Source organism: Sorangium sp. So ce1504 (assembly GCF_051521635.1).
GTDB lineage: Bacteria > Myxococcota_A > Polyangia > Polyangiales > Polyangiaceae > Sorangium > Sorangium cellulosum_B.
The window spans coordinates 6321815-6344583 of sequence record NZ_CP150365.1 but is presented as its reverse complement, the minus strand read 5'-3'; the positions used below and the strand labels follow the sequence as shown (position 1 = coordinate 6344583).

The following is a 22769-nucleotide window of genomic DNA, read 5'->3' as shown; positions in this document are numbered from 1 at the left end:
GGAGCGGGGCAGCGTCAACCGCTCACCATCCGTAGCTGCCGGTTCGGCGCGGCCGGCGTGAAGGCGATCGGGTAGCTACCGGAGAAGCACGCGTGGCAGTAGCTCTCCGCCGACGGCCGCGCGCCCGAGGCGTCCCCGGCGCGCGCCTCGAGAGAACGCACGCTCTCGACCAGGCCCTCCAGCGAGAGGTACCCGACGCTGTCGGCCGTCAGGTAGCTGGAGATCTCGTCCACCGAGTGGCTCGAGGCGATGAGCTCCGACCGCGTAGGCGTGTCGATCCCGTAGTAGCAGGGCCATCGCGTGGGCGGGCTCGAGATGCGGACGTGCACCTCGCGCGCGCCGGCGTCGCGGATCATCTTGACGATCTTCCGGCTCGTCGTCCCGCGGACGATCGAGTCGTCGATGACGACGACCCGCTTGCCCTCGATCACCGCCCGGTTCGGGTTGAGCTTGAGCCGGACGCCGAAGTGCCGGATCGACTGCTGCGGCTCGATGAACGTGCGGCCGACGTAGTGGCTGCGGATGAGCCCCATCTCGAAGGGGGCTCGCGCGCGGTCGGCGAAGCCGATCGCCGCCGGCACGCCCGAGTCGGGCACGGGGATCACGACGAGATCGTCGCCGGGCTCGACCGGCTGCTCGGCGGCGAGGCGCCGGCCGAACGCCTTGCGGACCTCGTAGACGCTCACGCCCTGGATGGTCGAGTCGGGCCGGGCGAAGTAGACGTGCTCGAAGATGCAGAGCTTGCGCTGCTCCTGCGCGAAGGGGAACTCGGAGCGCACGCCGTCGGCGCTGATGATCAGCATCTCGCCCGGCGCGATGTCGCGCACCTTGCGCGCGCCGATGAGGTCGAACGCCGTCGACTCGCTCGCGACCACGTGGGCGACGCCGCTGCTGCTCGCCATCTCGCCCAGGCAGAGCGGTCGGATCGCGCGCGGGTCGCGCACGGCGATGAGCTCGCGCTCGGTCAGGAAGAGCAGCGAGTACGCGCCCTCCACCTGCGTGAGCGCCTCCGCGATGCGGTCGCGCAGCTCTTCCTTCCTGCTCATCGCGATGAGGTGGACGATCGACTCGGTGTCGCTCGCGGTCTGGTAGATCGAGCCGCGCGCCTCGAGCCGATCGCGCAGGGCCTCATGGTTCGTGAGGTTGCCGTTGTGCGCGACCGCCAGCGAGCCGCGCGCGTAGTCGACCCCGAGCGGCTGCGCGTTCTTGAGGTGCGAGCCGCCCGCGGTGGAGTAGCGGACGTGGCCGATGGCGCGATCGCCGGGCAGCGTCGCGAGATCGGTCGGAGAGAAGCCGGACTGCACCCGCCCCATGGCGCGGTGACCGAAGAGGCGCTCCCCGTCGCTGCTGACGATACCCGCGGATTCCTGCCCTCGATGCTGGAGCGCGTGCAACCCGAGGTAGGCCATGTTGGCCGCCTCGGGGTGGCCAAAGATTCCGAACACACCGCACATGCCGCCTATCTAGTACGAAAACGGTGCATGACCCACCGTCATGGCGATCTGTCGTCGATGATGAGGCGGCCGAGCGCCGGCGCAGGATGGAAGTGGACGCTGGTGCGAGATCGGAGCGCAGGCAGGCCTCGAGGCCGTTCCTGCTGAAAAGTAAGGCGGCTAACGAACGTCCGACGGGCACGGCGATGAGGCTTCGCCGGATTCCGTCGTGCCCCGCTGCTGGACCGGCGCCTCGCGCGTCGTCCAGGCGGCTCCCGTCATTTCGGGATGTTCCAGAGTTTCTCGATGATCTTGGTCTCCATGGCGTCGCCGTGACACGTGCCGCACTCCATGTCCTCCTTGTTCGCCCGAGAAAGCTTGTGTTCGTACTCCTCCTCCATGAACGCCTGCAGGGCCTTCTTGTCCTTGCGGTTCAGGACGTGCTCGTCCCCGGCGTGGCAGCTGTCGCAGAAGAGGGTTCCGCCGCTCTCGCTGCGGAGCGGCACCACGAAGTTGCGCCACATCTCGCGGGCGATCTTCATGTCCCGCGTCTCTTTCTTGAAGTCGCCCTCGACGTGGCAGCCCTCGCAGGTGTCGTAGCCGAGCGCCTTCTGGAGCAGCGGCATCACCTTCTTCTTCTGCCCCGCCGGGAGCTTCTCGAGCTCGGGGATCTTCTTGAGGTTGATCCCGATCTTCTTCAGATCCGCCTCGAACTTGGTCGCCTGGATCGGCGTCGACTTGGCGGGAGCCTCGTGCTCCTCCTCGTGCTCGTGCGCCTCCGCGGCCTTCTCCGGCTTCGCCGGCTTCGCGCCCTCGGCGTCGGCGGTCGCCTTGCCCTCGTCCGGGCTCGACTCGCCGTCGAAGTCGTTCTTGTCGGCCGCCGTCTCGGGCGGCGGCGTGCTGGAGCCACAGGCTCCTGCGAAGGCGCCCATCCAGAGCGCGAGGGCGAGCGCTGCGTGCTTCATTCTGGCTGCCATAGTCCTCCAAGGAACGTTGAGTTCGAGCCGAACGGCCGCCCCCCGTGCGGCAGGCCGCGCCGCGCTGGCGCGCTCCCACGGTCGCCGGGCGATCTGGCCGGCACTCTACTCGAATTTGCCTGAGACGGAGAGGAACGTGAGCTTGTTGTTCGTCTCGCGGAGCCGCTGGACGAGCATCCGGACGACGTTCCAGAGGACCTCGTACGCGAGCTCCTTGTGCAGGAAGAGCAGGTCCTCGAACGCGTCCTTCGACACGGTGAGCAACCGGCAGCGCTCGTGGACGCGCGCGTCGGCGGAGCGGGGGGCCTCGTCGAGCAGCGCCATCTCGCCGAACACGGCGCCCGGGCCGAGCACCGCGAGCGCCTCCTCGCCGATCCCGGCGATCTCTCGGCTGATCCGGACCTTGCCCTCGAGCAGGATGTAGAGCTTGTCGCCGGGATCCCCGTGCTGAAAGATCTTGGTGCCGAGGGCGTGCGTCTCTTCGCTCGCGACGCGCGAGATGAGCTCCAGCGCGGCCGGGGTGAGGCCCTTGAAGAGGGGGACCTTCGAGAGCTGCTCGATCCGTTCGGGGACGATCACAAGCCGTCGACGAGGATAACCGAGGCGAAGGGCGCGGAGCGAATTTAAAGGGAGCTCGCGGCGAGCGGCTAGCGCGTGAACGTCACCGTGATGGGCGGCGTCGTGGCGGCGATCGAAGCGCCCGAGCGATCTTTGCCGGGGTTGTAGCGACGGCCGAGCGCGCACATGCGCGCGGAACGACCGAAGCCGTGTCCAGGATCACTGACGACCTTGACCGAGAGCGGGCTGCCGTCGGGGCGCACCGTGACCATGAGGACGACCTTCGCCTGGTCGATCTGGTCGACGTCGGCCTCCGGAGGGAAAGGACAGTTCCAGTTGCTGCTGCCGATCAGCCCGGGCGGCGCGGAGCGGTCCGGCCCGGCGGGGGGCGGGGGCGGGACCGGGTCGCCCGTGCCCTTGCCGCCGACGACGCCTCCGACCTTCGCGTTCGGGTTGAACGTGGGGGTCTTCGCCGTGCCCGCGCCGGCCACCTGGCCGTAGCCGACGCCCTGCCCCTCGCCGCTCGCGATCCCCTGATCGGTCATGTCGAGGACCTCGTCCGGATCCGGCTCTTTCGTCAGGACCTTCGAGGCCTCGGCGGCGGCCGGGGGCGGCTCGTACGGGTCGTCCTTGGGCGGCGGGGTGTTCGCCTGGGGAGGCGGCGCGACCTTGGGGACGGGCTCGGGCTCAGGCGCCGGCGGCGGCGGCTCGGGCTCCGGCGGCTTGGGCGCCTCGACCTTCGGCGGCGGGATGTCGACCTCGTAGATCGCCCAGAGGTAGTCGTGGATGCCGGTGCGCATCTCCTCGACCACGTGCCGCATGTCGCGCAGCGACCCCGAGACGATGGCCCGGGCCGAGGCCGCGCCGTGGCTCGTGACCGCCAGCGTGACCCCGAGGAAGGCGCCCACGCGCGACGCGCGGTCGCCGAGGGCGAGCACCGCGGCGAGCGGATCCGCGCCGCGCCGACGATCGCCGGCGCGGGCAGGCGCCGGCGAGGCGAGGGGGGTCGAGGGATCGAGGGCGCCCCCGGGCTCAGCGCCGCTGCGCTTGCCCCGGCGGCGCCCGTCGTGGACCGCCCCCGCGCGATCGCTCGTGACCTGGCTCATAAGGTCTCGCTCGGCGCGCTCACGGCGCGGGGCTCGGGGTTGCGGGCGCGGGGGCTGCCGGGGGAGGCGCGGCGGGGGAGCCCGGCGCCGTACCCGGGGCCGCGCCGGCCTCGGGCGCGATCGGCGTCACGCCGAACGCGATCTTGGAGACGCCGGCCTGCTTCAGCAGATCGAGCGCGCGGATCACCCGGCCGTGCGGGACCGTCGTGTCGGCGCGGATCACGGCGCGGAGCTCCGGGTTCTTCGCCTGGGCCTCGCGCGCGATCGGCAGGATGGCGTCCTCGTTCGCGAGCCTCTTGCCGTCGGCGAGCGTGTCGCCGTTCGCGTGCAGCTCGAGCCCGAAGATGAGCTGCACCTCCTGCCCCTGCGCCGCCTTCGGCAGGTCGAGGGGGAGCGACTGCGAGACGATGATCTTCGCCGTCACCATGAAGATGATGAGGAGGACGAGGGTGATGTCGACGAGCGGCGTGACGTTGATGCCGCTGATCATCTCGTCATCGTCGTTGCGGCTCGTGGCGGCCATCAGCGCTCCTCCTCGCCCGCGCCGCCCTTCTTGTGCTCGTCCTGCCGCGACGCCCTCGCGGCCTTGCCGCGCGGCTGCTCGACGGCGGCGGCGGGCGCGGCCCCGGCGAACGCCGGATCGATCTTGAGGTGCGCGAGCAGGACGCGCGTCAGCGCCTCGGTGTTGGCGAGCGTCGACTTGATCATGCGCTGGAAGAAGTTGTTCGCGGCGACCGCCGGGATGGCGACCGCGAGGCCGACCGCGGTCGCGACGAGCGCCTCGGCGATGCTCGACATGACCGCCTGCGGCGCCATGGCCTGCGACGTGGCCTGCGCCACCGGCGTCTTCGCCGCCTGGCCGAGCGCGTCGAAGGCGCCGACGACGCCGATGACGGTGCCGAACAGCCCGATGAACGGCGCGTTGTTGCCGAGCGTGCCCAGGTAGGCGAGGCGCCGCTCGAGCTTCATGCGCTGGAGCGCCGCGGCGCCGGCCATGGCCTCCTCGGCCGCCTCGGGCCCCTGGTGCGCCACCGCGAGGCCGGCCGCGACGACCGCCGCCTCGGCCGAGGGCGAGGCGTCCATCCGCCGCCGCGCCGCCTCGATCGAGTCGTCGAGGGACGTCCTGAGATCCCGCGCGAGGACGGTGAGATCGTCGCGGAGCGACCAGAAGAACCAGGCGCGCTCCAGGATGATGGCGACCGAGACGACGCTGAGGGCGATCATCAACCACATGACCCAGGCGGCCCCGAATCCGACCATGATGCGCTGCAGCCACTCGACGAGGTTCATCTTGTTCCTTGGTGCCTTTCCGATGGGGGGGTGGGGGGGAGCCGCGCTTCGAAGATCCTCTACGGGTCGACGGCGGGCTGCCCTTCCTCGACTTCGTCCTCCTCCGGAGGAGGGGCGCTGCCCGCCCCCGGCCTGCCGATGGAGGGCCGGGGGGCGGAGGCGTCGACGAGCCGGAAGACTCGCCCAAGGACGGTCGTCGCGTAGCCGCCCTTCGGTAGCACAAACGAGACGACGATTCCGTGCCGTACATCCGGATCGTCCGCTGCTCCTGGCGTCGTGGCGCTCACCGCCGCCTCCCCGGCGGCCGCCTCCAAGGTGGATACCTCGAGGCCGTCCACCTCCAGGCGCAGCGGGCGCCGCGTGCCTTCTCCGGCGTGGGCGAACGCGTCGAGCCTGCGAGGATCGCCGATCGCCGCCGCGAGCACCTCGCGCTCCAGCGCGCCCGGGGCGCCCTCGGGCCAGCGCATCTTCCGGCCGAACATCGGGCCCGTCGCCGAGATCGCGAGCGCGGCGGCGCGCGCCTCGGCGTCCGCGAGCTCCGGGCCCTCGAGCGGCACGAGGAACAGCCCGCCGCTGTCGCGCTTCTTGGCGAGATCGCCGGGGAGCACGGCGCTCCAGGTGCCGTCCGCCTCGCGGCGCGCGAGCACCTCGTTGAACCAGAGCGACTGGAGCGCCGAGAAGAGCAGCCGCTGCTCGCGCTTGTCGCGGGGCCCGCGCTCCCGGCCCGCGATCCACGCGAGCGCGCGCTCGGGGTTGTCGCCGTTCCTTCCGAACCGCTGGGGCCCGAACGCGTTCGGCACGCCGGCGCGGCCGATCTCGGCGAGGCGGCGCTCGGCGAGCGGGAGCGCCGCGAGAGCGATGCCCCGGAGCGCGATCCGGAACCGGTTGCCGAGGAGGTGCCCCGGCTTGAGCTTGTTGTCGTGCCGGGCGACCGCGAGGACCTCGATCCCGGGCAGCTCGGCCTTCTCGAGCAGGGGCGCCGGATCCTGCGCGAGGGGGAGCTGGAACGATGCGGTCTGCGTGGTGATCGCGTGCCGGTCCTTCATGCCGGCGAAGCCGGCGCTGCCCGGGTCGGCCCCGAGCGCGAGCGCGATGGCCCGGACCGCGTCGAGCGTGGTGCGCCCCGTCTTGCGGAAGGTCACGAACACGTGCTCGCCGCGGCCGCTCGGCGCGTAGGCGGGGAGCTCCTCGACGATGAAGTCGGCGGGGGAGCTCCGGAGCAGGGCCGTGGGAAGATCGCCGGGCGAGCCCGCGGGCGCGGGGAGGTCGCCGCGCGAGCCCGCGGCCGTGGCGCCGGCGGCGGGCGGGGCGGTGGCTGTCATGGGAGCGCCAGCGTGACCGAAATCGCCCGCTCGTCCAGCGCCAGCAGCGCGCGCGTCCGGGCCCGCCTCCGCCAGCTGCGGCGATTTGCCCGCCGCGCCGGGGATCGGCTATGGCCAGGAGCTCGCCCCGGGCCTGGGCCTCTCCGTGATGCGACCGCCTCTCCCGCCTCACCCCCTCGCGCGCCGGCCCGTCCTGTCGTTCGCGCGCTCGCCGGCCTTCGCCGCGGGCGTCGCGGCGCTCGGCCTCGCGGTCCTCGGGCTACCGAGCCCCCGGACGGCCGCCGCCGCGCGCGCCGCGTGCCCCGCGGGAATGGCCTCGGTGCGTGGGACGTTCTGCATCGACCGCTTCGAGGCGAGCACCGTCGAGCTGCTCTCCGGCGGAGGAAAGCGCCGGCACTCGCCGTTCGAGCCGGTCGGCAAGCTGAAGGTGAAGGCGGTGAACCGGCGCGGCGTGAAGCCGCAGGCGTACATCAGCCGGGATCAGGCCGAGGCGGCCTGCCACAACGCCGGCAAGCGGCTCTGCACGGACGACGAGTGGGTCACCGCGTGCAGGGGCAAGCGCGCCACGGTGTTCCCTTACGGACGCGAGCGGGAGCGCGGCGCCTGTAACGACAGCGGCGTCTCGTCGTTCAACCGCTACTTCGGCCAGGGGGGCGAGGCCCCGCAGTCGGCGTTCACGTGGGCCAACATGAACGACGCCCGCCTGAACCAGCTCCCGGGCACGCTGGCGTCCTCGGGCGCGTTCCGCCGCTGCAAGAGCAGCTTCGGCGTCCACGACATGGTGGGCAACCTGCACGAGTGGACGAGCGCGCCGCGCGGGACCTTCCGCGGCGGCTACTACCTCGACAGCGCCAAGCACGGCGACGGCTGCGAGTACAAGACCACCGCGCACTCGCGCGGGTACCACGACTACTCGACCGGCTTCCGCTGCTGCAAGTGACGCGGCGCAGGCGCGCACGCAGGCCGCGCGCTGCGCCTCCAGGCTACTTGGGGATGGGGGGGCGTCCGCCGCCGGCGCTGCCGGACATCGGCCCCTGCACCGTCGTGCACTCCTCGTCGCCGGTGTCGACCGTGGTGACGTCGTAGCAGCAGAGCTCGCCGTCGAAATCCGCCTCGCTGTCGATGGACTCGATGGCGCTCACGCAGCCTGGGTTCTCGAAGAACACGCGCGCCTCGTCGCTCGACGGGCACGCCCCTTCGAGCGCGGTCCAGTGAAAGCAGGCCCGCTTGCCGCAGCCGGCGGAGCCGGCGACGAAGAGGGCGGGGGCGACGAGCGCGACGAACAGCGGGCGGGGGCGGGCGATGCTCATGGCGATCTCCTCATGCGGCGCCCGCGCACCGGCGCGGAGGCCTCGGCGATCAGAGCTCGTGCGGCATCAGGTCGCGCGGGCTCCGGAAGTACTGCAGCGGCGAGTAGGCGAGCAGGTTCGAGACGCGGGACGTGTAGATGCAGGCGTACTCCTCGACCTGATCGCCGAAGCTGGACGTCTCGTTCGCCTCCTTGAGCAGCGAGCCCCAGTAGGGGTGGAAGCGGCGGGCGATCTCGCGCTCCAGCTTGCCGACCTCCGCGTCGACGGCCCGGAGCTGGCCGCGGATGCGCTCGACCGCGCGCTTGGTGCGGCCCCGCTCGGCCTCGTAGAACGACGTCGCGTAGTCGATCTGGACGTGCTCGCCGTTCGCCTCCGCGAGCAGCGGCGCTCCGCCCCCGTTGGTCGCGCCGTTCTTCTTCTGCTGCTCCTCTTCGATCTTGCGGGTGAGGTCCTTGTAGCGCTGCTGGTAGAAGCGCAGCTGGTCCTCGAGCTCCTCGCGGCGCCCCTCGAGCAGGGCGCTCTCCATGTGCTCGCGGCGGCACGACTCGTGGGCGGCGACCTCCGCCTCCATCTCCTGGATGATCATCGCCGTGCGCCACGCGCTCTCCTTCTTGGAGCGGAGGATGTCGCCGTAGATGTGATCGCCGACGTAGAGGACCCGGTCGCCGGAGATGTTCAGGAACTTCTCGAAGTCGTTGAGGTTGCCGCCCTCGTAGATGGCGCCGCGCTCGAGCGGGGCCGTGGCGGGGCGGGGCTCGGCGCCGTCGCGGATGAGGAGCGGGCGGCGCTCCTGGAAGAACGCCGGCTTCTGCGCGGCGACGACGATGACGTCGAAGTAGTGCCGGAAGCTCGGGTACTCCGGCATCGCGTCCCCGAGCAGGTACGTCATCATCTTCTCGGTGAACGGCCAGCGCGAGTTCGTGAGCAAGAAGAGCTTCTTGCCCGCCGAGCGGAACTTGTGGAGCGTCTGCGCCAGGTTCGGGTCGCGCTCGACGAAGCGCGGCAGGTCGGACAGGACGACGTCGAGGATGGTGCCGTCCCGGTGCGCCTCGTCGATGCACTCGCGGATGTCGGTGAACAGCCGCGCGTAGTCGAGCGCGACGCCGCGCTCCTCGAGGGCGTCGACGATGCCGGCGTAGAGCGTGGCCTCGCTCAGCGCGTAGAGCGTGTCGATCCAGTGGTAGCGGGCGGTGTTCGGCCGGATCTTGCGGTGCTGGTAGAGCGACCGGAGCTCGTCCTTCGTGAGCTCCCGGAGGCCGTGGTACCCGCGCTGGACCACCTTGAACCGGTCCATCTTGAGCACGTGGCCGAAGCGCTTGTCGATCAGCAAGCCGCGGATCGGGAAGTGGATCGGATAGCGGAGGCGCCGCAGGAGCTCCTCGGGGTAGCCTCGCGCGGCGAGCTTCGTGACGGTCCCCTGGATCGAGAGGTTGTCCATCTCGGTCTGGTTGTAGATCGCCAGGGTGTAGTCCATGTCGAAGCCGACCCAGTCGATCCCCGCCAGCTTGAGGTTGCGGTTGACGAAGACGCGCCGGGTCCGTGGGATGCGGGTGGGCTCGGTCTGGGGATAGAGCCCTCCGAGGGGGAGCTCGAGCTGCTCGAAGAACACAGTGGGTCGACTATGGTATCCCACCCGGAGGGGCGTACAAAGCGCGCCACGGCGACGAACGATGCCCCCCGGGTCGTCCGCCCGTCGTCCCCCGTCGCCCCCCGTCGGCCCGTCGATCGAGCGCGCAGGCGAGCGCGCAGGGATCCGTCGCCCCCGAGCAGCCTTCCGCCCTCGACGCGCGCTCGGGCGCGCGGCGCTCCCGGGTGCGCCGCGCCGAACAACTGCGCTATGGTGCCGCCCGTCCCGTCCCGTCGTGCGCGATCGAGGAGGCGGCTCCTCATCCGTCACCGACGGGGTCCTTGCCCGATGCTTTTTGCAGCGTCCCAGCCGATCTCCCGCAAGCCCCCCGTCCAGCGCGCCACCTCGTGGTGGCTCAGCATGCTGCGCCGCCGCGCGGAGCGGATGTACGACGAAGAGCTCGACCTCTCCCGGCCGATCCCGTGGGAGAGCGAGGGAGAGCGCCAGGCCGCGATCGCCTTCTTCAACGCCGCGTTCCGCGCGGAGGAGTCCGGCCTCATGCAGGCGCATGCGCTGGCCGACGAGGTGAGCGGCTGGGACCCCGAGCTCGGCGAGTGCCTGCGGCTCTACGGCGACGAGGAGGGGTGGCACCGCGAGCTGCTCACGAAGTTCCTCGCGCACATCGGCGGCGAGGTCCGGCCCATGGGCCGCGTCACCGGCACCTTCTATCGCCTGTACGGCCGCGCGAAGCGGGTGGAGACGATCGTGCTCACGAACCTCATGTTCGAGACCATCGGCTCGACGACCTATCGCCTCGCGCTGCGGGAAGCCCGGTACCCGGCGGTGCGCCAGATGCTGACGATCCTGACGCGCGACGAGTCGTTCCACGTCCCGCTCAACGTCCACTTCCTGCGCGAGGCCCTGAAGCGCAGCCCGGCCTCGATGCGGATCAGGCTCCGCGCCATCTACACGACCCTCTTCGCGGCGCTGATCGGGTCGGCGGCAGCGAGCCGCCGGCGCGCGCTCGCCTTCGACAAGATCCCTTTCCAGGTGCTCGCCAGCGCCTACGCCGAGCACCTCGGGCGGCTCTTCGTCCACGAGAGCGACGTCGACTTCGCCCCGCCGGAGCTGCTCCTGCGCCTGTTCGGGCACAGCCGGCGCGCGCTCGCGTCGTCCGAGGACCCGTCGGCCGTCAGCGTGCTCTCGGCGGAAGCGGCGGTCGATCGCGAGCGCGTCGTCGTGACGGCGCTCGGGGACGCGCGTTTCCCCCATGCGCCTCGCGAACCGTGGGAGACGCCGCCGAGCACCCCCGCCGCGGCGCGGGGCGCGGGAGCTGACGGACGCTGACATTGCGTGAATGGCGCGTAAAAGCGGCGTAAAAGCGGCGTAAAAGCGGCGTAAAAGACGCGTAAATGGCGTGTAAATCGCGCGTGCTTGGCGCGCGCACGGCGCGGAGCGGTCGTCGCGGCGCGCACGGCGAGCTTCTCTCCGGGGCATTGTAAGCAGTACACTCGAAGCTCCGGCGTCGTGGGGTCCGCGTGGGGCGGGCGACCACGGCGTGGCGGGGCGTCGATGGCAGGCAAAGAGCAGCGCCGGAGCGGTCCAGAGAGCAGCCCCGGCACGAGGAGCAGCGAGTCCGCGGAGCGCGCGCTCGCGCCGCAGGGGCCGGCCGCGCGGCCATGGGCGATCGCCCATGAGGAGGGTGAGGCGAGCGCCGTCACGCAGATGCGGCACGAGATCCGGACGTTGCTCAGCGGGATCGTCGGATTCAGCAGCCTCTTGCTCGACAGCGAGCTCGACCCGGAGCAGCGCGCCTGGGCGCGGCGCATCCGGAGCAGCGGCGACGCGGTGCTCTCGATGGTCGACGATCTCATCTCGCTCGGCCAGCCGGACGGCAGCGGGCCGCACGTCGATCACGCCGACTTCGATCTGCGGCGGGCGATCGAGGACGCGGCAGAGTTGCTCGGCGATCGCGCGCATGACGAGGGGACCGAGCTCGTGCTCGACGTCGAGCCGGACGTGCCGGCGGCGGTGCGCGGCGACGCCGCGCGGCTGCGGCAGATCCTGCTGAACGTCGTGGCGACCGCGATCGGCGCGGCGCCCCGAGGCGAGGTGCTGGTGCGCGCCGCGCTCGACGCGGCCCGCAATGACGAGGCGAAAGGCAGGCTCGACGGTGCGCCCGAGCGATCGCGCGCGCGGGTGCGCTTCGATGTGCGCCTCGCGGGCGGCGCAGGGCGCGCGGACGGCGCGGAGGCGCCGGGGGCAGCGGGCGCGCCGGGCGGGGGAGCGCGGCCTGCGTCCGGCATGGCCGTCGCGAAGCGCCTGGTCGTCGCGATGGGCGGCGATCTCTGCGAGCCCGCGGACATCGACGCGCGCCGGCATGGGATCTCGTTCGCGCTGCCGTTCGAGCGGCGCGCGCGCGGCGCGGAGCGCGCGCTCATCCCGCGCATCGACCTGCCCGGGAAGCGGGTGCTCGTGGTCGACGACAGCGGCTCGGTGCGTCAGGTGGTGCGAAAGCTGAGCGAGGAGCTCGGGCTCGCTTGCCGCACCTCGGGCAGCGGCGCCGCCGCCCTGGCCGCGCTGCGCGAGGCGGCGGACGCCGGCGCCGCTTACGACATGGTGCTGATCGACCTCGAGCTGGCCGATCTCGACGGCCTGATGCTGCTCCAGCGCATCAAGGCGGACCCCGCGATCGCGCCCGTTCGCGTCGGCCTCATGACCTACGCCGGCAGGGAGGCGCCCAGCCGCGCCGAGGTCGCCTCCGTGCTCATCAAGCCGATCCGGCGCGCGCAGCTGCACTCGAGCCTGCGGCTGCTCGCAGGGCTGCCGCCGGAGCACGTGTCCGCCGGGGCGCGCGCGCACCCGCCGAGGTCGCCGCGAGCGACGGCCTCATCGAAGCCGCCGAGGCAGGACGAGGCCGACCGCGGGCGGCGGCCTCCCGGCGCGGCGTCGCGATCCGGCGCGTACGAGGCCGCCCACCCCGACGGCGCGCCGCCGAGCGTGGAGCTCGCTCCGCCGACCCTGGTCACGCCCTCGCCCCCGCCGACGTCGAAGCGCGGCCAGCCCGCCTCCTCGCGGCCGCGGGGCGGGCTGCGCGCCGTCGAGCCCGACGTCGTCACCGAGGTGATCGAGCTCTTCCTCACGGAGGCCCCGACCCGGGTGGCCTCGATGCGCGAGGCGGCGGCGCAGGGCGCGCTCGGGGAGCTCGAGCGGCTCGCCTGGGCGCTCTACGAGAGCGCCGACGCGCTCGCGGCCTCCAGCCTGAAGGAGCTCTGCGCGCGGCTCGATCGGGAGGCGCGCGCGGGGACGCTCGAGAGCGCGACGGAGGCGGTGCGGGCCATCGGCCGGGAGGTCGAGCGCGTGCAGTCGTCGCTCGCCGCGGAGCTCAAGAAGCGGGGGTTCCGGTGAGCCGGGGGGCCCTTCCGTTCAGGTGAAGCCGACGAGCCTCGAGCTCATCTCCCAGAGCCGCGAGGCCGCCTCTGCGTCGGTCGCCATTCCCTTGAGAGGCCTCGCCCTGGTCCGCTCGAAGAAGGCTGGGCTCCCGGTGGGCGCCGTGTCGGCCAGGATCGCGAGGAGGTTCGCGGCCGCCTGCGCCGGTGTCGCGCCCACGACGTCGATCAGCGCCTTGAGGACGCGCGAGGTCCCCTCGAACAGCCCTGAGCGCACGAGGCCAGGGTAGTAGCAGAGCACCTGGGCTCCTGTGCCCGAGAGCCTCTCCGCGAGGCGGCGCGCCGCGAGCACGAGCGCGAGCTTCGACCGCGCGGAGGCGGAGAGGAACGAATAAGAGCGCTTCGACATGAGATCATCGAAGTCGAGCCGGATGCTGTCCACCGGCGCGACCATGTTGACCACGCGCGCGTCGCGCGCGGCCTTGAGCCGGTCGAGCAGCAGGTTCGACAGCAGGAAATGCGACAGGTAGTTCACCTGGAACGTCATCTCGAGGCCGTCGGCCGACTCCGCGCGTTCGCGCAGGAACACGCCCGCGTTGTTCACGAGCAGGTGAACGACCCCGCACCGGTCGGCCACCTGGCGGGCCGCCGCGCGCACGGACGCGAGCCGGCCGAGGTCACACTCGACGAGGTTGACCTCGCCGAGCACCTTCAGCGCGGCGAGCTTCCTCGCGCCGTCGGAGCCGGTCCGGCGACAGAGCACGGTCACCCGGGCGCCCTGCCGCGCCAGCGCGGATGCCGTCGCGAGCCCGATCCCCGAGGTGCCCCCGGTGATCACGGCGACTTTCCCCCTCATGCTCCCCGCACTCCCCATCCCCCGTCTCCTCGTCCTCGTCCATCTCATCGCCTGCGGCGAGCCGGTCCCGACGCTCCGGGAGCTCGTCGGGACAGAGGCACGGGCGGACGGACGTCGATGCGCCGGCGGGCGCGGTGCCTACCGAGAACCCCAAACAGGAAGAGTCGTCGCCCCCGCCCGCGTCACAGGTACGACCGTGCGTGCATCACGTCAAGAAAGCTTTGCGCAATGCAGCACAGTGGCAGAGAAAACCATGTTCCAGGTTTTCTGGTGCAGGAAGCCGATCTGTCCGCGTCACAGCCGTGCACGTGGACGGCGCCCGGGAAGCGCCCGGCGAGGAGCGTCAGGGGGCGGGCGTCTCCTCGAAGACGCGCAGGCCGTACTTCTCGAGACACCAGAGCACGCCGATGATCAAGCTCCGCTTGTCGTCCACGAACGACGGCTTCTTCCCCTCGAAGCAGTGGCCCGCGAGCTGGAAGCCCCAGCCGGTCGCGAACATCGCGGCCGCGAGCGGGAGGCCGATGAGCGTCGCGCCCACGGGGAAGCTCGCGACGATGAGCGGTATGCCGACCTGGTGACACGCCTGGTTGCGTGGATCCTGGTGGTCTTCCTTGTACCGGCGGAGCACCTGTGTCCATTCGGCGTTGAGACGCAGCATCCAACCTTCTTACCATGCGGACGCCCCGCGCGCGCTTTCGTCGAAGACCGGGGGCGCCGCCGCTTCCCGGTTGCCGTTGGGAGGAATGAGGCGTAGTTGGGCAGTGTGAGCGGTTACAGGACCGGCCCCATGGCGACGACCGCGCCGCTGTCCATCAAGACAGGGGAGCTCCTCCAGGGCGCGCGCTCGGAGAAGCGGCGTGTGCTCCTGCTCGTCTATCATCATGACGGCGTCGAGATGGCCCCGATGAGCCCCGGCGTCGGCGTCGTCGTCGGCAGGGAGGCCCCGGCCGACGTGGTGATCCGGGACAGGAGCATCTCGCGGCGGCACGCGCGCTTCACGCTCGTGGGCGGCGAGGTCGTGGTGGAGGACCTCGGCTCGCGCAACGGGACGCGCATTTCAGGGCAACGGGTCGAGAGCGGCGTGGTCAAGGCCGGGGACGAGGTGCTGCTCGGCGGCATCGTCGCGTCGGTCCATGTGCTCTCCGGGGGCGAGATGCCCCCGTTCGGCCTGGAGGGCTCCGACGCGCTCCGCTTCGCGCTCCAGGCCGAGATCGTGCGGTCCAGGTTCTTCGGCCGCAGTTTCGCGCTCGTCGTGGTCCGCTCGCTCGGCGCGCAGGCGAGCCACCTCCGTCACTGGGGGCTCCGCGTGCGCGAGGCGCTGAGGCCCGTCGATCGCGTCGCGTTCTACAGCGCCGACACCCTCGAGATCCTGCTCCCCGAGGTCACCCCCGAGCTCGCCGAGGAGCTCGCGAAGGCGATCGTCGCGCGCCGCGAGGGCGAGCCCGTGCTGGTCGCGGGGGTCGCCGTGTCCCCCGACGCCGCGACGTCCATCGACAAGCTCATCGAGGTCAGCCACGAGGCGTCGCGGAGCGCCACCCCCGCCGAGCCCGTGCGCCTCGCGCCCCCGGAGGGCGCGCTGGTCTACGTCACGCCGAAGGTCGACAGCACCCGGCCGCCCGACGAGGCGGGCCCGCCGGGCGCGCCGCCGGAGAGCCAGTGGGAGGCCGACGGCCACCTCCTCGCGACCAAGAGCCCGCTCATGCGATCGCTCGTCGAGGTGGCGCTGCGGGCCGCGCGCTCCTCGATCCCCGTGCTCCTGCGCGGCGAGACCGGGACGGGCAAGGAGGTGCTCGCGAGGTTCATCCACGACGGCAGCCCGCGCCGCGGCGAGCCGCTCATCTGCGTGAATTGCGGCGCGATCCCGGCGCTGCTCGTCGAGAGCACCCTCTTCGGCCACGAGCGCGGCGCCTTCACCGGGGCGAGCCAGCAGCACAAGGGCGTCTTCGAGGCGGCCGCCGGCGGCACGGTCCTGCTCGACGAGATCGGCGAGCTGCCCGCGGCAGCGCAGGCGGCGCTCCTGCGCGTGCTCGAGACCAAGCGGGTGACGCGCGTCGGCGCGACCAAGGAGCTGGAGGTCGACGTCCGCGTGATCGCGGCGACGCACCGCGACCTCGACGCCATGTGCGACGCGGGCACGTTCCGGCTCGATCTGCTCTACCGGCTGAACGCGATGACGCTGAACATCCCGCCGCTCCGCGCGCGCCGCGACGACATCGCGACGCTCGCGGCGGGCTTCCTGGCGCAGGCGAACTCGGCGAACATCAGCAGGGTCCAGTCGCTCGCGCCCGAGGCGCTGGCGCTCCTGAAGTGCTACTCGTGGCCCGGCAACGTGCGCGAGCTCCGGAACGCGATCGAGCGGGCGGTGGTGATCGCGGAGGGCGACGCGATCATGGCGCGCGATCTCCCGGAGCGCATCCGCCTGGCGGTGACCTCTCCCAGCTCGCCGCCCACGCCCTCTCGCGCCGTGGACGTCTCGCGCTCGTCCGAGCCCGGCGTCGCGCCGGCCCTCTCCCAGCGCGCGTCCGATCCGCTTCCCTCGCGCCCGTCCGAGCCGCTCCCCCCGCGCGCGTCCGATCCGGGGCAGGCGGCGGCCCCCGCGGTCGGCCTCAAGACGCGCCTGGAGCAGATCGAGGCCGAGCTCCTGCTCGAGGCGCTGCGCGCGTCCGACTGGAACCAGACGGAGGCGGCGCGTCGCCTCGAGCTGCCGCTGCGGACGCTCCAGCACAAGATCAAGGTCTACGGCATCAAGAAGCTCGGGTACGGCGTCGCTCGCTAGGTCCGCCCGCCGCTCGCCCGGAGCCCGGCCAGCGGGATGGCCGGACTCCGGCGCCGCTCTCGTCGTTTTGCCGAGATCACTGAGAGAACCCTTCCAGCATGTAGTGCGCCTCGATCCGCTTGAGCGCGAGCACCATCGCGGCGAGCCGCATCGGCAGGCGCTTGCCCAGGACGAGCCCGGTCGAGTCGTGATCTTCCGAGCGGCGCGGCCGGTCCTCCGCGATGTCGCAGATCAGGCGGTAGTTGCTCTTGATGGCGCGCTCCAGCCGCGCGTTCACCTCGCCCTCGGTCCAGTGCTCCATGCGCTTGTTCTGGATCCACTCGTAATAGGAGACGGTCACGCCCCCCGCGTTGCCGATGATGTCGGGGATGACGCTGATGCCGCGCTCCGCGAGCACCTTGTCGCCCTCGGTCGTGGTCGGGCGGTTGGCGCCCTCGGCCACGAGCTTCGCCTTCAGCCGCTCGGCCACCTCGCCGGTGATGGCGTCGCCGAGCGCGGCCGGGATGCAGATGTCCGCGTCCACGCTCCAGAAATCGTCCCGCGCGATCGCCTGGGCGTCGCTGTAGCCGGCGACCGACCGCCGGAGGTTCTGCGGGTTCTCGTTGACGTGCGCCATCAGCGCGCCCACGTCGATGCCGTTCGGGTCGTGGATCGCGCCGTCGGCGTCCTGCACGGCCACGCACCGCGCGCCCATCCGGCACAGGATCTCGGCGGCGGCGGAGCCGACGTTGCCGAAGCCCTGCACGATGAAGCGCGCCCCCGCGAGGGTGGCGCCGCGCTGCGCGTACCACTCCTCGATGCAGTACGCGAGCCCCTGCCCGGTCGCCTTGACGCGCCCCTCGGAGCCGCCGATGCGCACGTCCTTGCCCGTGACGACGCCGCGGTGGTTCACCCGCTCGCGCTCACCGTCGCTGTACTGGCGCAGGAGCCACGCCATCACCTCGGCGTTCGTGCCCACGTCCGGCGCGGGGATGTCCACGTTGGGCCCGATGAGCTGCTTCAGCCGGTACATGTACCGGAGCGAGATCGCCTCGAGCTCCTCCTTGCTGTGCTCGCGCGGGTCCATGCGAATGCCCCCCTTGGCGCCGCCGAACGGGACATCGGCGATGGCCGTCTTCCAGGTCATCTCGGCGGCGAGCGCGTTGAACAGGTCGAGCGACACGGCCTTGTGGAAGCGCAGCCCGCCCTTGTAAGGCCCTCGCGCCTGGTTGTGCTGGACCCGATAGGCCTTGAAGCGCACGAACGCGCCGGGCTGGATGCGGTAAAGGCCCTGATCGGCGAGGCGGATCGTTCCGTCCTGCACGTGGATCGAGCCGGTCCGGAGCGCCTCGGGGCGGAGGATGAGCTTGCCGTTGAAGAGCGGGGTGATCGCGGCCCGGTTCGGGATCACCGACGCAGGGAGCCGCTCGTAGGCCGCGGCCGCCTCTCCGCGGAAGGGGACGAGGCGGTCCTGGAGCTGCGTGGTGATGTAGAAGATGTGCTCGTAGTCGGGCTGCTCGAGCTCCAGCCGGATGCGGGGAGCCAGGCCGATGAGGTCCGCGGCGGTGTGAAACACCACCATGGATTCGCCGAAGATGTTGGTCTCCGGTTCGCGCTCTAGGAGGGGGGCGTCTTCCATCGCCGTATGCTGCCTCGACCGCGCGGCGGGGGTCCAACGTTTCGCGGGCCCCGCGCTCGATGGAGGGCGCCCGCTCTCCAGAGGCAGGTCGACGGACGGGCCGCCCGCCTCGCGGGGAGCTTGTGTGACTCTCCCCGCAGGTTCGGGCGGACCCTCGTATCGATTCACCGCGGCTCGCGGCGGCAGCGTGGCCGTCGCGCCCAGGGAACGACGTCAGGGAAAGAGCGATCCAGGGAAACCACCTCCGCCGCAGCACCCAGCGCCGCCGAAGCCGCCGAGCGGCGCGCCGAAGCCGCCGGGGAAGCCGAAGCCGCCGTACGGATAGCCGCCCATGCCGAGCGGCCACCCGAAGCCGCCCATGCCCGGGGAGCCGCCGAGGCCGGGGATCCCGCCCATCTGCCCGACGGGGCCGCCGGGCATCTGCCCGACCTGGCCGACGGGGCCGCCGGGGCCCTGGAGCGGGCCGCCGCCCTTGATGGGGCCCTGTCCGATGTCGCCGGGGCCCTGGAGCGGGCCACCGGGGCCCTGCCCGACGCCGCCAAGGCCGCCCTTGATGGGGCCCTGTCCGACGCCGCCGGGGCCCTGGAGCGGGCCGCCGCCCTTGATGGGGCCCTGTCCGATGTCGCCGGGGCCCTGGAGCGGGCCACCGGGGCCGCCGAGGCCGCCCTTGAAGGGTCCCTGTCCGATGTCGCCGGGGCCCTGAAGCGGGCCACCGGGGCCGCCGAGGCCGCCCTTGAAGGGTCCCTGTCCGATGTCGCCGGGGCCCTGAAGCGGGCCACCGGGGCCGCCGAGGCCGCCCTTGATGGGGGCCTGGCCGATATCGGTCTTGCCCGGCATCCCGGGCGCGCCGATCAGGCCGCCGCCCCGCGTCTCCTCGTCCGTCGCTTCCTCGTCCTCCAACGCCTGCTCACTCGACGCCACGTCGACGTCAGCCTGGTCCAAGTCGGCCTCTTGCGGAGCCACCGCGTCGACTGCGCACCCGGTCATCAACACAGAAAAGAGCATCGCCGCGTGCGCCATCTTCATATCGATTGAGCGAACCATCCGTCCTCCTTCCATGCCCTGCTACGGCCCTCGGGCCCGCGCCGGCATGTTGAACGGCGTGGAGAGCAGGCTGCGTGCCTGACTCTTCGTGTGCAGAGCCTGCCGCGTCGGCGACGGCGAAAGTGCATTGTCTGAATCCGCGCCGGGTGAGCGTTCTGCCCCGTTTCATCGCGCCGGGGAGCCGCCGCGTCGGCGCCGCCTCGCAGCGCCGATGTGGGCGCCTTTCGAGCGCTGGAGAAAGGCAAATGTCGACGTCCATCGCAGGGCGCGCCGCGCGCCGCGCGCGGCGGGACGGCATGAAACGGGGGGAGGACGACCCGACTTGCGGCTTTATCGCGCTCGGCAAGCCGCATTTCCGAAGACCTGGTGGATCCCTGCAATCAGGGGCTGCAGCGACTCGACATCTGCGCTCGTCGGCGGGGATGTTCTCATCGCTTGCTGCCATCTGGTCACGCCGTGCGCAGCCCACTTCGGCCGACAAGGGCCCTGCGCGGCGCTCCTCCTGCGGCGACCTCGCCGTCGTCGCGCGGGTGTGCCGCGCTCTGCGCCGCGCCGCGCGTCACCCCGTCGTCCGGAACGACGGCGCGGTCGCCGCCTTCAGCCGCGGACGGCGGGCCGGCGATGCAGCGGGAGCGGCCGCCCTCGCGGGGCGTCTCCGCGCCGCGTTCGCCCGGTTCAACGTGGTTGACAGAAGACGTCTGACCCACACGCTCGGCCGCGCGCGAGCCTCGGTGTCAGCGAGGTTCGCGCGCGCCCACGCCCGGGAGACCCGGCGCGGCGCAGCCGTCCGTGGCGCTGCAGCGAAGGGAAAGTCGGCGCGATCACGGCTCCTTTGCCTGGCAGGAGCGCATCTCCCGTTGTAGGATTCATTACGCTAAAGGAGCTCGCGCGGCGCCGCACAGGCGCACAGGCGCACAGGCGGCGTCCTCGTCACCCTGGCGCGGGCTCCTCGACGATCTCGGGCGCTCGGGGCGCCTGTTCATGGAGGCTACGCGCGGTCTCCGCGCTGCTGCGGGAGCTCTGGAGAGCTGTTCGCCCGAGGAGCGGGAGCCCGCGGCGCGCGAGGCAGCGCTTTCCAAGGAGGGGATTGCATGCGCTTCTGCGCGACGTGCGCGGGTTCATCTTGCCTGGCCGCCTGCATCGCGGCCCTCTTGCCGCTCGTCGCGGCGTGCAGCGACGCATCGGGGAGCTCCGGCGCCCCGCTCGCATGCGAGGGCGTCGCGCCGCGCGCGCCGAGCTGCGCGCCTGGGCACGTCCTCGGCCCCGCGGAGGCGTGCATGCCGGTGGGCATCCAGGGGTGCGCCGAGCTGTTCGTGGAGGACGACGGACTCTGCCATCCATCGATGGCGAAATGCCCTGCGGGGACGATCCCGAAGTTCGATGAGGGCTGTATTCCCGCTGGCATCCCCCGCTGCGCTCCGGAGCTCGCGGGCGACGACGGGCTCTGCAGGCCGGCCATGGCGAGGTGCCCGACAGGCACGTTCGCGACGCCGGAAGCGGGGTGTGTGCCGGTCGACGGCCCCGTCGGCTGCGGGCGCGGGCCGTGGGGGAGCGTCCCGCGCGTGTCCGGGAACGTCTATGTGGATCCGAGCTACTCCGGCGCGGACGGCGACGGATCCGAGGCGAGGCCGGTCACGACGATCGAGGCGGCGCTGGGGCTCGTCGCCGACGGCGGGACGATCGCGCTCGCGGCGGGGACCTACGACGAGCCGGTCGTCATCACGAAGCCGCTCGAGATCGCCGGCCCGTGCGCCTCGCGCGTGCAGATCCGCGGGGTCAGCTCGGCCGTGAGTCCTCCGGCGATCGTGGCCGTGCTCGACGCAGGGGAGGTGACGCTCCGGGGGATCGAGATCGGCGGAGACGGCGCTGGCGTCGTGGCGACCGGCGCGAGCGCCGTGACGCTCGAGCGCGTTCACATCAAGGACGCCATGCATGCCGGCGTCCAGTCGGGCGACGGCGCCCGCCTCTCGGTGGCGCAGAGCTGGATCGAGGGGACGCGCGACGGCAGCGCAGGAACCGGCATCGGCGCCCTTGCGGAAGCCGGCGGCGCGCTCCTCGTGAAGGAGAGCGCCGTGACGGGCAACCGCGCGGCGGGCGTGGCGGCGCTCCAGGCGGGCGCCACGGCGTCCGTGGTGGGCAGCCTCGTCGAGGGGACCTTGTCGTCGGGGCGCTACCCGGCGGACGGCCAGGGGATCGTCGTGCAGGACGGCGCCGAGGCGTCGATCGAGAGCACGGCTGTCGTTGGAAACCAGCTGTCCGGGATCCTCGTGGCGGCCAGCGCGTCGGCGACCCTCTCCGGCGTCCTCGTCGACGGGACGAGCCCCGGGAGATCCGACCCGCCTTACGGCGTCGGCGTGTATGCGGCGAGGCAAGCGCGCGTCGCGATCGACTCGAGCGTGGTCCTCGGCAACACCGAGATCGGCGTCGCCGTCATCGGCGAGGGCAGCGCGGCGACGATGACGCGGAGCCTGGTGCAGGGCACGGTGGCGGCCCCGACCGGGTCGTTGCTCGGCGGATTCGGCGTCGCCGTCGCCCGCGGCGCGGCGATGCGCCTCCACGACAGCGCGGTCGTCCGGAACCGCGGCACCGGGGTTCACGTCGGCGACTCTTCCGCCGAGCTGATCGCCGGCGGCAACCTCATCGAAGGCACCATCGCCGAGGGCGGCTGGGGGGACGGCGCCGGGCTGACCGTGGCGGAGGGCCGGGTGACGCTCGTGTCGAATGCCATTCGCAGCAACGAGGGCACCGGCCTGCTCGTGGGATATGACGGGTCCGAGGCGACCGTGACAGGCAACCTCGTCGAGGGGCATGTCGCGCCGGACCGCCGCGCGCCGGTGGGGCAGGGGATCGTCATCTACCGGGGCGCCACCGCGGTGCTCGCGGGCAATGTCGTGAGCGGCAACCGCTCCGTCGGCGTCTTCGCCGGCACGGAGATCCTCGGCAGCAGGGTCGAGATCATCGGGAACCTGATCGACGGCACCGCGGGCGGCGAATCAGACGACGATGACGACGATGACGACGATGACGGCGACGACGACAGCACGGGCATCGGCGTCGCCGCCGCGGGGTACGAGATCCGGATCGCTTCGTCCCTCGTCCGCGGGAGCCGCACGGCCGGCGTGGTGCTGTTCGCCTCCGAGGCGGAGATCTCGCAGACGGTCGTCGACGGGGTGACGGGTGATCCCCGCGCCGCACAGAGCAGCCGGCGCGACGAGCTCGTCGCCGACGGCGTCCTCGCGCTCGCCGGCTCCACCGTCGCGCTCGATGACGTGCGGGTGGAAGGCTGTGCGCGCGCCGGCATCCTGTACGACCGGAGCACGGGTCGCCTCTCCCGGGTTCGCGCCCTGGACAACCGCTTCGGGCTGGTCGTGCAGGGCTCGCCCGAGCCTCAGCTGAAGCTGGGTAAGGAGAGCGCGTTCCTCGACAACTGCACCGCCGACGAGCTCTTCGGCGGCGAGCTCCGCGTGCCAGCGTCCGCTCCCCCGCTCCCATGAGGCGCGCTCGCGGCCGCCCGCCTGGCCCG

18 protein-coding genes are annotated in these 22769 nt (G+C 72.1%); 5 read left to right on the top strand and 13 right to left on the bottom strand.

Translation table 11 applies throughout. The features are described from left to right. Window positions 1-14: 14 nt before the first annotated feature. The 7 genes from purF to truD all read right to left on the bottom strand — a co-directional run bounded on the left by purF (window position 15) and on the right by truD (window position 6686). A complete protein-coding gene (gene purF, locus WMF39_RS23740; RefSeq protein WP_437747736.1) occupies window positions 15-1454 on the bottom strand; it encodes an amidophosphoribosyltransferase in 1440 nt (479 codons plus the stop codon). A 257-nt stretch (window positions 1455-1711) separates the two neighbouring features. Next, window positions 1712-2398 (bottom strand): hypothetical protein, encoded by a 687-nt coding sequence (locus tag WMF39_RS23735; protein WP_437747735.1) that lies wholly within the window; start codon window positions 2396-2398, stop codon window positions 1712-1714. A 117-nt stretch (window positions 2399-2515) separates the two neighbouring features. Further along, window positions 2516-2989, bottom strand: coding sequence for a cyclic nucleotide-binding domain-containing protein (locus tag WMF39_RS23730; protein WP_012236950.1), 474 nt, complete (start codon window positions 2987-2989; stop codon window positions 2516-2518). Window positions 2990-3057: 68 nt separating this feature from the next. Next, window positions 3058-4074, bottom strand: coding sequence for an energy transducer TonB (locus WMF39_RS23725; protein ID WP_437747734.1), 1017 nt, complete (start codon window positions 4072-4074; stop codon window positions 3058-3060). 19 nt (window positions 4075-4093) lie between these two features. Continuing rightward, window positions 4094-4597: an ExbD/TolR family protein gene (locus WMF39_RS23720; protein ID WP_437747733.1), complete on the bottom strand. Its 504-nt coding sequence runs from the start codon at window positions 4595-4597 to the stop codon at window positions 4094-4096. Then, window positions 4597-5364, bottom strand: a complete 768-nt coding sequence (locus WMF39_RS23715; RefSeq protein ID WP_437747732.1) for a MotA/TolQ/ExbB proton channel family protein — start codon at window positions 5362-5364, stop codon at window positions 4597-4599. The genes WMF39_RS23720 and WMF39_RS23715 overlap by 1 nt, the downstream gene beginning before the upstream one ends. 59 nt (window positions 5365-5423) lie before the next feature. Then, a complete protein-coding gene (gene truD, locus WMF39_RS23710; protein ID WP_437747731.1) occupies window positions 5424-6686 on the bottom strand; it encodes a tRNA pseudouridine(13) synthase TruD in 1263 nt (420 codons plus the stop codon). 85 nt (window positions 6687-6771) lie between these two features. On the opposite strand from truD, the gene WMF39_RS23705 reads away from it, so the two are divergent. Further along, window positions 6772-7626 (top strand): SUMF1/EgtB/PvdO family nonheme iron enzyme, encoded by an 855-nt coding sequence (locus WMF39_RS23705; protein ID WP_437747730.1) that lies wholly within the window; start codon window positions 6772-6774, stop codon window positions 7624-7626. A gap of 43 nt (window positions 7627-7669) precedes the next feature. Here WMF39_RS23705 and WMF39_RS23700 read toward each other — a convergent pair whose 3' ends face one another. After that, complete coding sequence (locus tag WMF39_RS23700) at window positions 7670-7996, bottom strand: hypothetical protein (RefSeq protein ID WP_437747729.1); 327 nt, start codon at window positions 7994-7996, stop codon at window positions 7670-7672. Between the two features lie 49 nt (window positions 7997-8045). Beyond that, window positions 8046-9605 (bottom strand): HAD-IG family 5'-nucleotidase, encoded by a 1560-nt coding sequence (locus tag WMF39_RS23695; protein ID WP_437747728.1) that lies wholly within the window; start codon window positions 9603-9605, stop codon window positions 8046-8048. Window positions 9606-9911: 306 nt separating this feature from the next. On the opposite strand from WMF39_RS23695, the gene WMF39_RS23690 reads away from it, so the two are divergent. Together WMF39_RS23690 and WMF39_RS23685 are read left to right on the top strand one after the other, a co-directional pair. Beyond that, window positions 9912-10910 (top strand): ferritin-like domain-containing protein, encoded by a 999-nt coding sequence (locus tag WMF39_RS23690; protein ID WP_437747727.1) that lies wholly within the window; start codon window positions 9912-9914, stop codon window positions 10908-10910. Between the two features lie 225 nt (window positions 10911-11135). Further along, window positions 11136-12971: a response regulator gene (locus tag WMF39_RS23685; protein WP_437747726.1), complete on the top strand. Its 1836-nt coding sequence runs from the start codon at window positions 11136-11138 to the stop codon at window positions 12969-12971. A gap of 18 nt (window positions 12972-12989) precedes the next feature. On the opposite strand, the gene WMF39_RS23680 is transcribed toward WMF39_RS23685, so the two are convergent. Next, window positions 12990-13808: an SDR family NAD(P)-dependent oxidoreductase gene (locus WMF39_RS23680; RefSeq protein ID WP_437747725.1), complete on the bottom strand. Its 819-nt coding sequence runs from the start codon at window positions 13806-13808 to the stop codon at window positions 12990-12992. 343 nt (window positions 13809-14151) lie between these two features. Next, complete coding sequence (locus WMF39_RS23675; RefSeq protein WP_012236939.1) at window positions 14152-14466, bottom strand: Mpo1-like protein; 315 nt, start codon at window positions 14464-14466, stop codon at window positions 14152-14154. Between the two features lie 105 nt (window positions 14467-14571). On the opposite strand from WMF39_RS23675, the gene WMF39_RS23670 reads away from it, so the two are divergent. Then, a complete protein-coding gene (locus tag WMF39_RS23670; RefSeq protein ID WP_437747724.1) occupies window positions 14572-16584 on the top strand; it encodes a sigma 54-interacting transcriptional regulator in 2013 nt (670 codons plus the stop codon). 76 nt (window positions 16585-16660) lie between these two features. Here WMF39_RS23670 and WMF39_RS23665 read toward each other — a convergent pair whose 3' ends face one another. Further along, complete coding sequence (locus WMF39_RS23665; protein ID WP_437747723.1) at window positions 16661-18202, bottom strand: Glu/Leu/Phe/Val family dehydrogenase; 1542 nt, start codon at window positions 18200-18202, stop codon at window positions 16661-16663. A gap of 213 nt (window positions 18203-18415) precedes the next feature. Continuing rightward, window positions 18416-19144, bottom strand: coding sequence for a hypothetical protein (locus WMF39_RS23660; RefSeq protein WP_437747722.1), 729 nt, complete (start codon window positions 19142-19144; stop codon window positions 18416-18418). Between the two features lie 1193 nt (window positions 19145-20337). Here WMF39_RS23660 and WMF39_RS23655 point away from each other — a divergent pair. After that, a complete protein-coding gene (locus tag WMF39_RS23655) occupies window positions 20338-22740 on the top strand; it encodes a right-handed parallel beta-helix repeat-containing protein (protein ID WP_437747721.1) in 2403 nt (800 codons plus the stop codon). Window positions 22741-22769 lie beyond the last annotated feature (29 nt).

Excerpts from the sequence above, each read along its gene's own strand:
- purF (WP_437747736.1), bottom strand. The coding sequence starts at position 1,454 with ATGTGCGGTGTGTTCGGAATCTTTGGCCACCCCGAGGCGGCCAACATG.
- WMF39_RS23735 (WP_437747735.1), bottom strand. The coding sequence starts at position 2,398 with ATGAAGCACGCAGCGCTCGCCCTCGCGCTCTGGATGGGCGCCTTCGCA.
- WMF39_RS23725 (WP_437747734.1), bottom strand. The coding sequence starts at position 4,074 with ATGAGCCAGGTCACGAGCGATCGCGCGGGGGCGGTCCACGACGGGCGC.
- WMF39_RS23720 (WP_437747733.1), bottom strand. The coding sequence starts at position 4,597 with ATGGCCGCCACGAGCCGCAACGACGATGACGAGATGATCAGCGGCATC.
- WMF39_RS23715 (WP_437747732.1), bottom strand. The coding sequence starts at position 5,364 with ATGAACCTCGTCGAGTGGCTGCAGCGCATCATGGTCGGATTCGGGGCC.
- truD (WP_437747731.1), bottom strand. The coding sequence starts at position 6,686 with ATGACAGCCACCGCCCCGCCCGCCGCCGGCGCCACGGCCGCGGGCTCG.
- WMF39_RS23700 (WP_437747729.1), bottom strand. The coding sequence starts at position 7,996 with ATGAGCATCGCCCGCCCCCGCCCGCTGTTCGTCGCGCTCGTCGCCCCC.
- WMF39_RS23690 (WP_437747727.1), top strand. The coding sequence starts at position 9,912 with ATGCTTTTTGCAGCGTCCCAGCCGATCTCCCGCAAGCCCCCCGTCCAG.
- WMF39_RS23685 (WP_437747726.1), top strand. The coding sequence starts at position 11,136 with ATGGCAGGCAAAGAGCAGCGCCGGAGCGGTCCAGAGAGCAGCCCCGGC.
- WMF39_RS23680 (WP_437747725.1), bottom strand. The coding sequence starts at position 13,808 with ATGAGGGGGAAAGTCGCCGTGATCACCGGGGGCACCTCGGGGATCGGG.
- WMF39_RS23675 (WP_012236939.1), bottom strand. The coding sequence starts at position 14,466 with ATGCTGCGTCTCAACGCCGAATGGACACAGGTGCTCCGCCGGTACAAG.
- WMF39_RS23665 (WP_437747723.1), bottom strand. The coding sequence starts at position 18,202 with ATGGAAGACGCCCCCCTCCTAGAGCGCGAACCGGAGACCAACATCTTC.
- WMF39_RS23655 (WP_437747721.1), top strand. The coding sequence starts at position 20,338 with ATGCGCTTCTGCGCGACGTGCGCGGGTTCATCTTGCCTGGCCGCCTGC.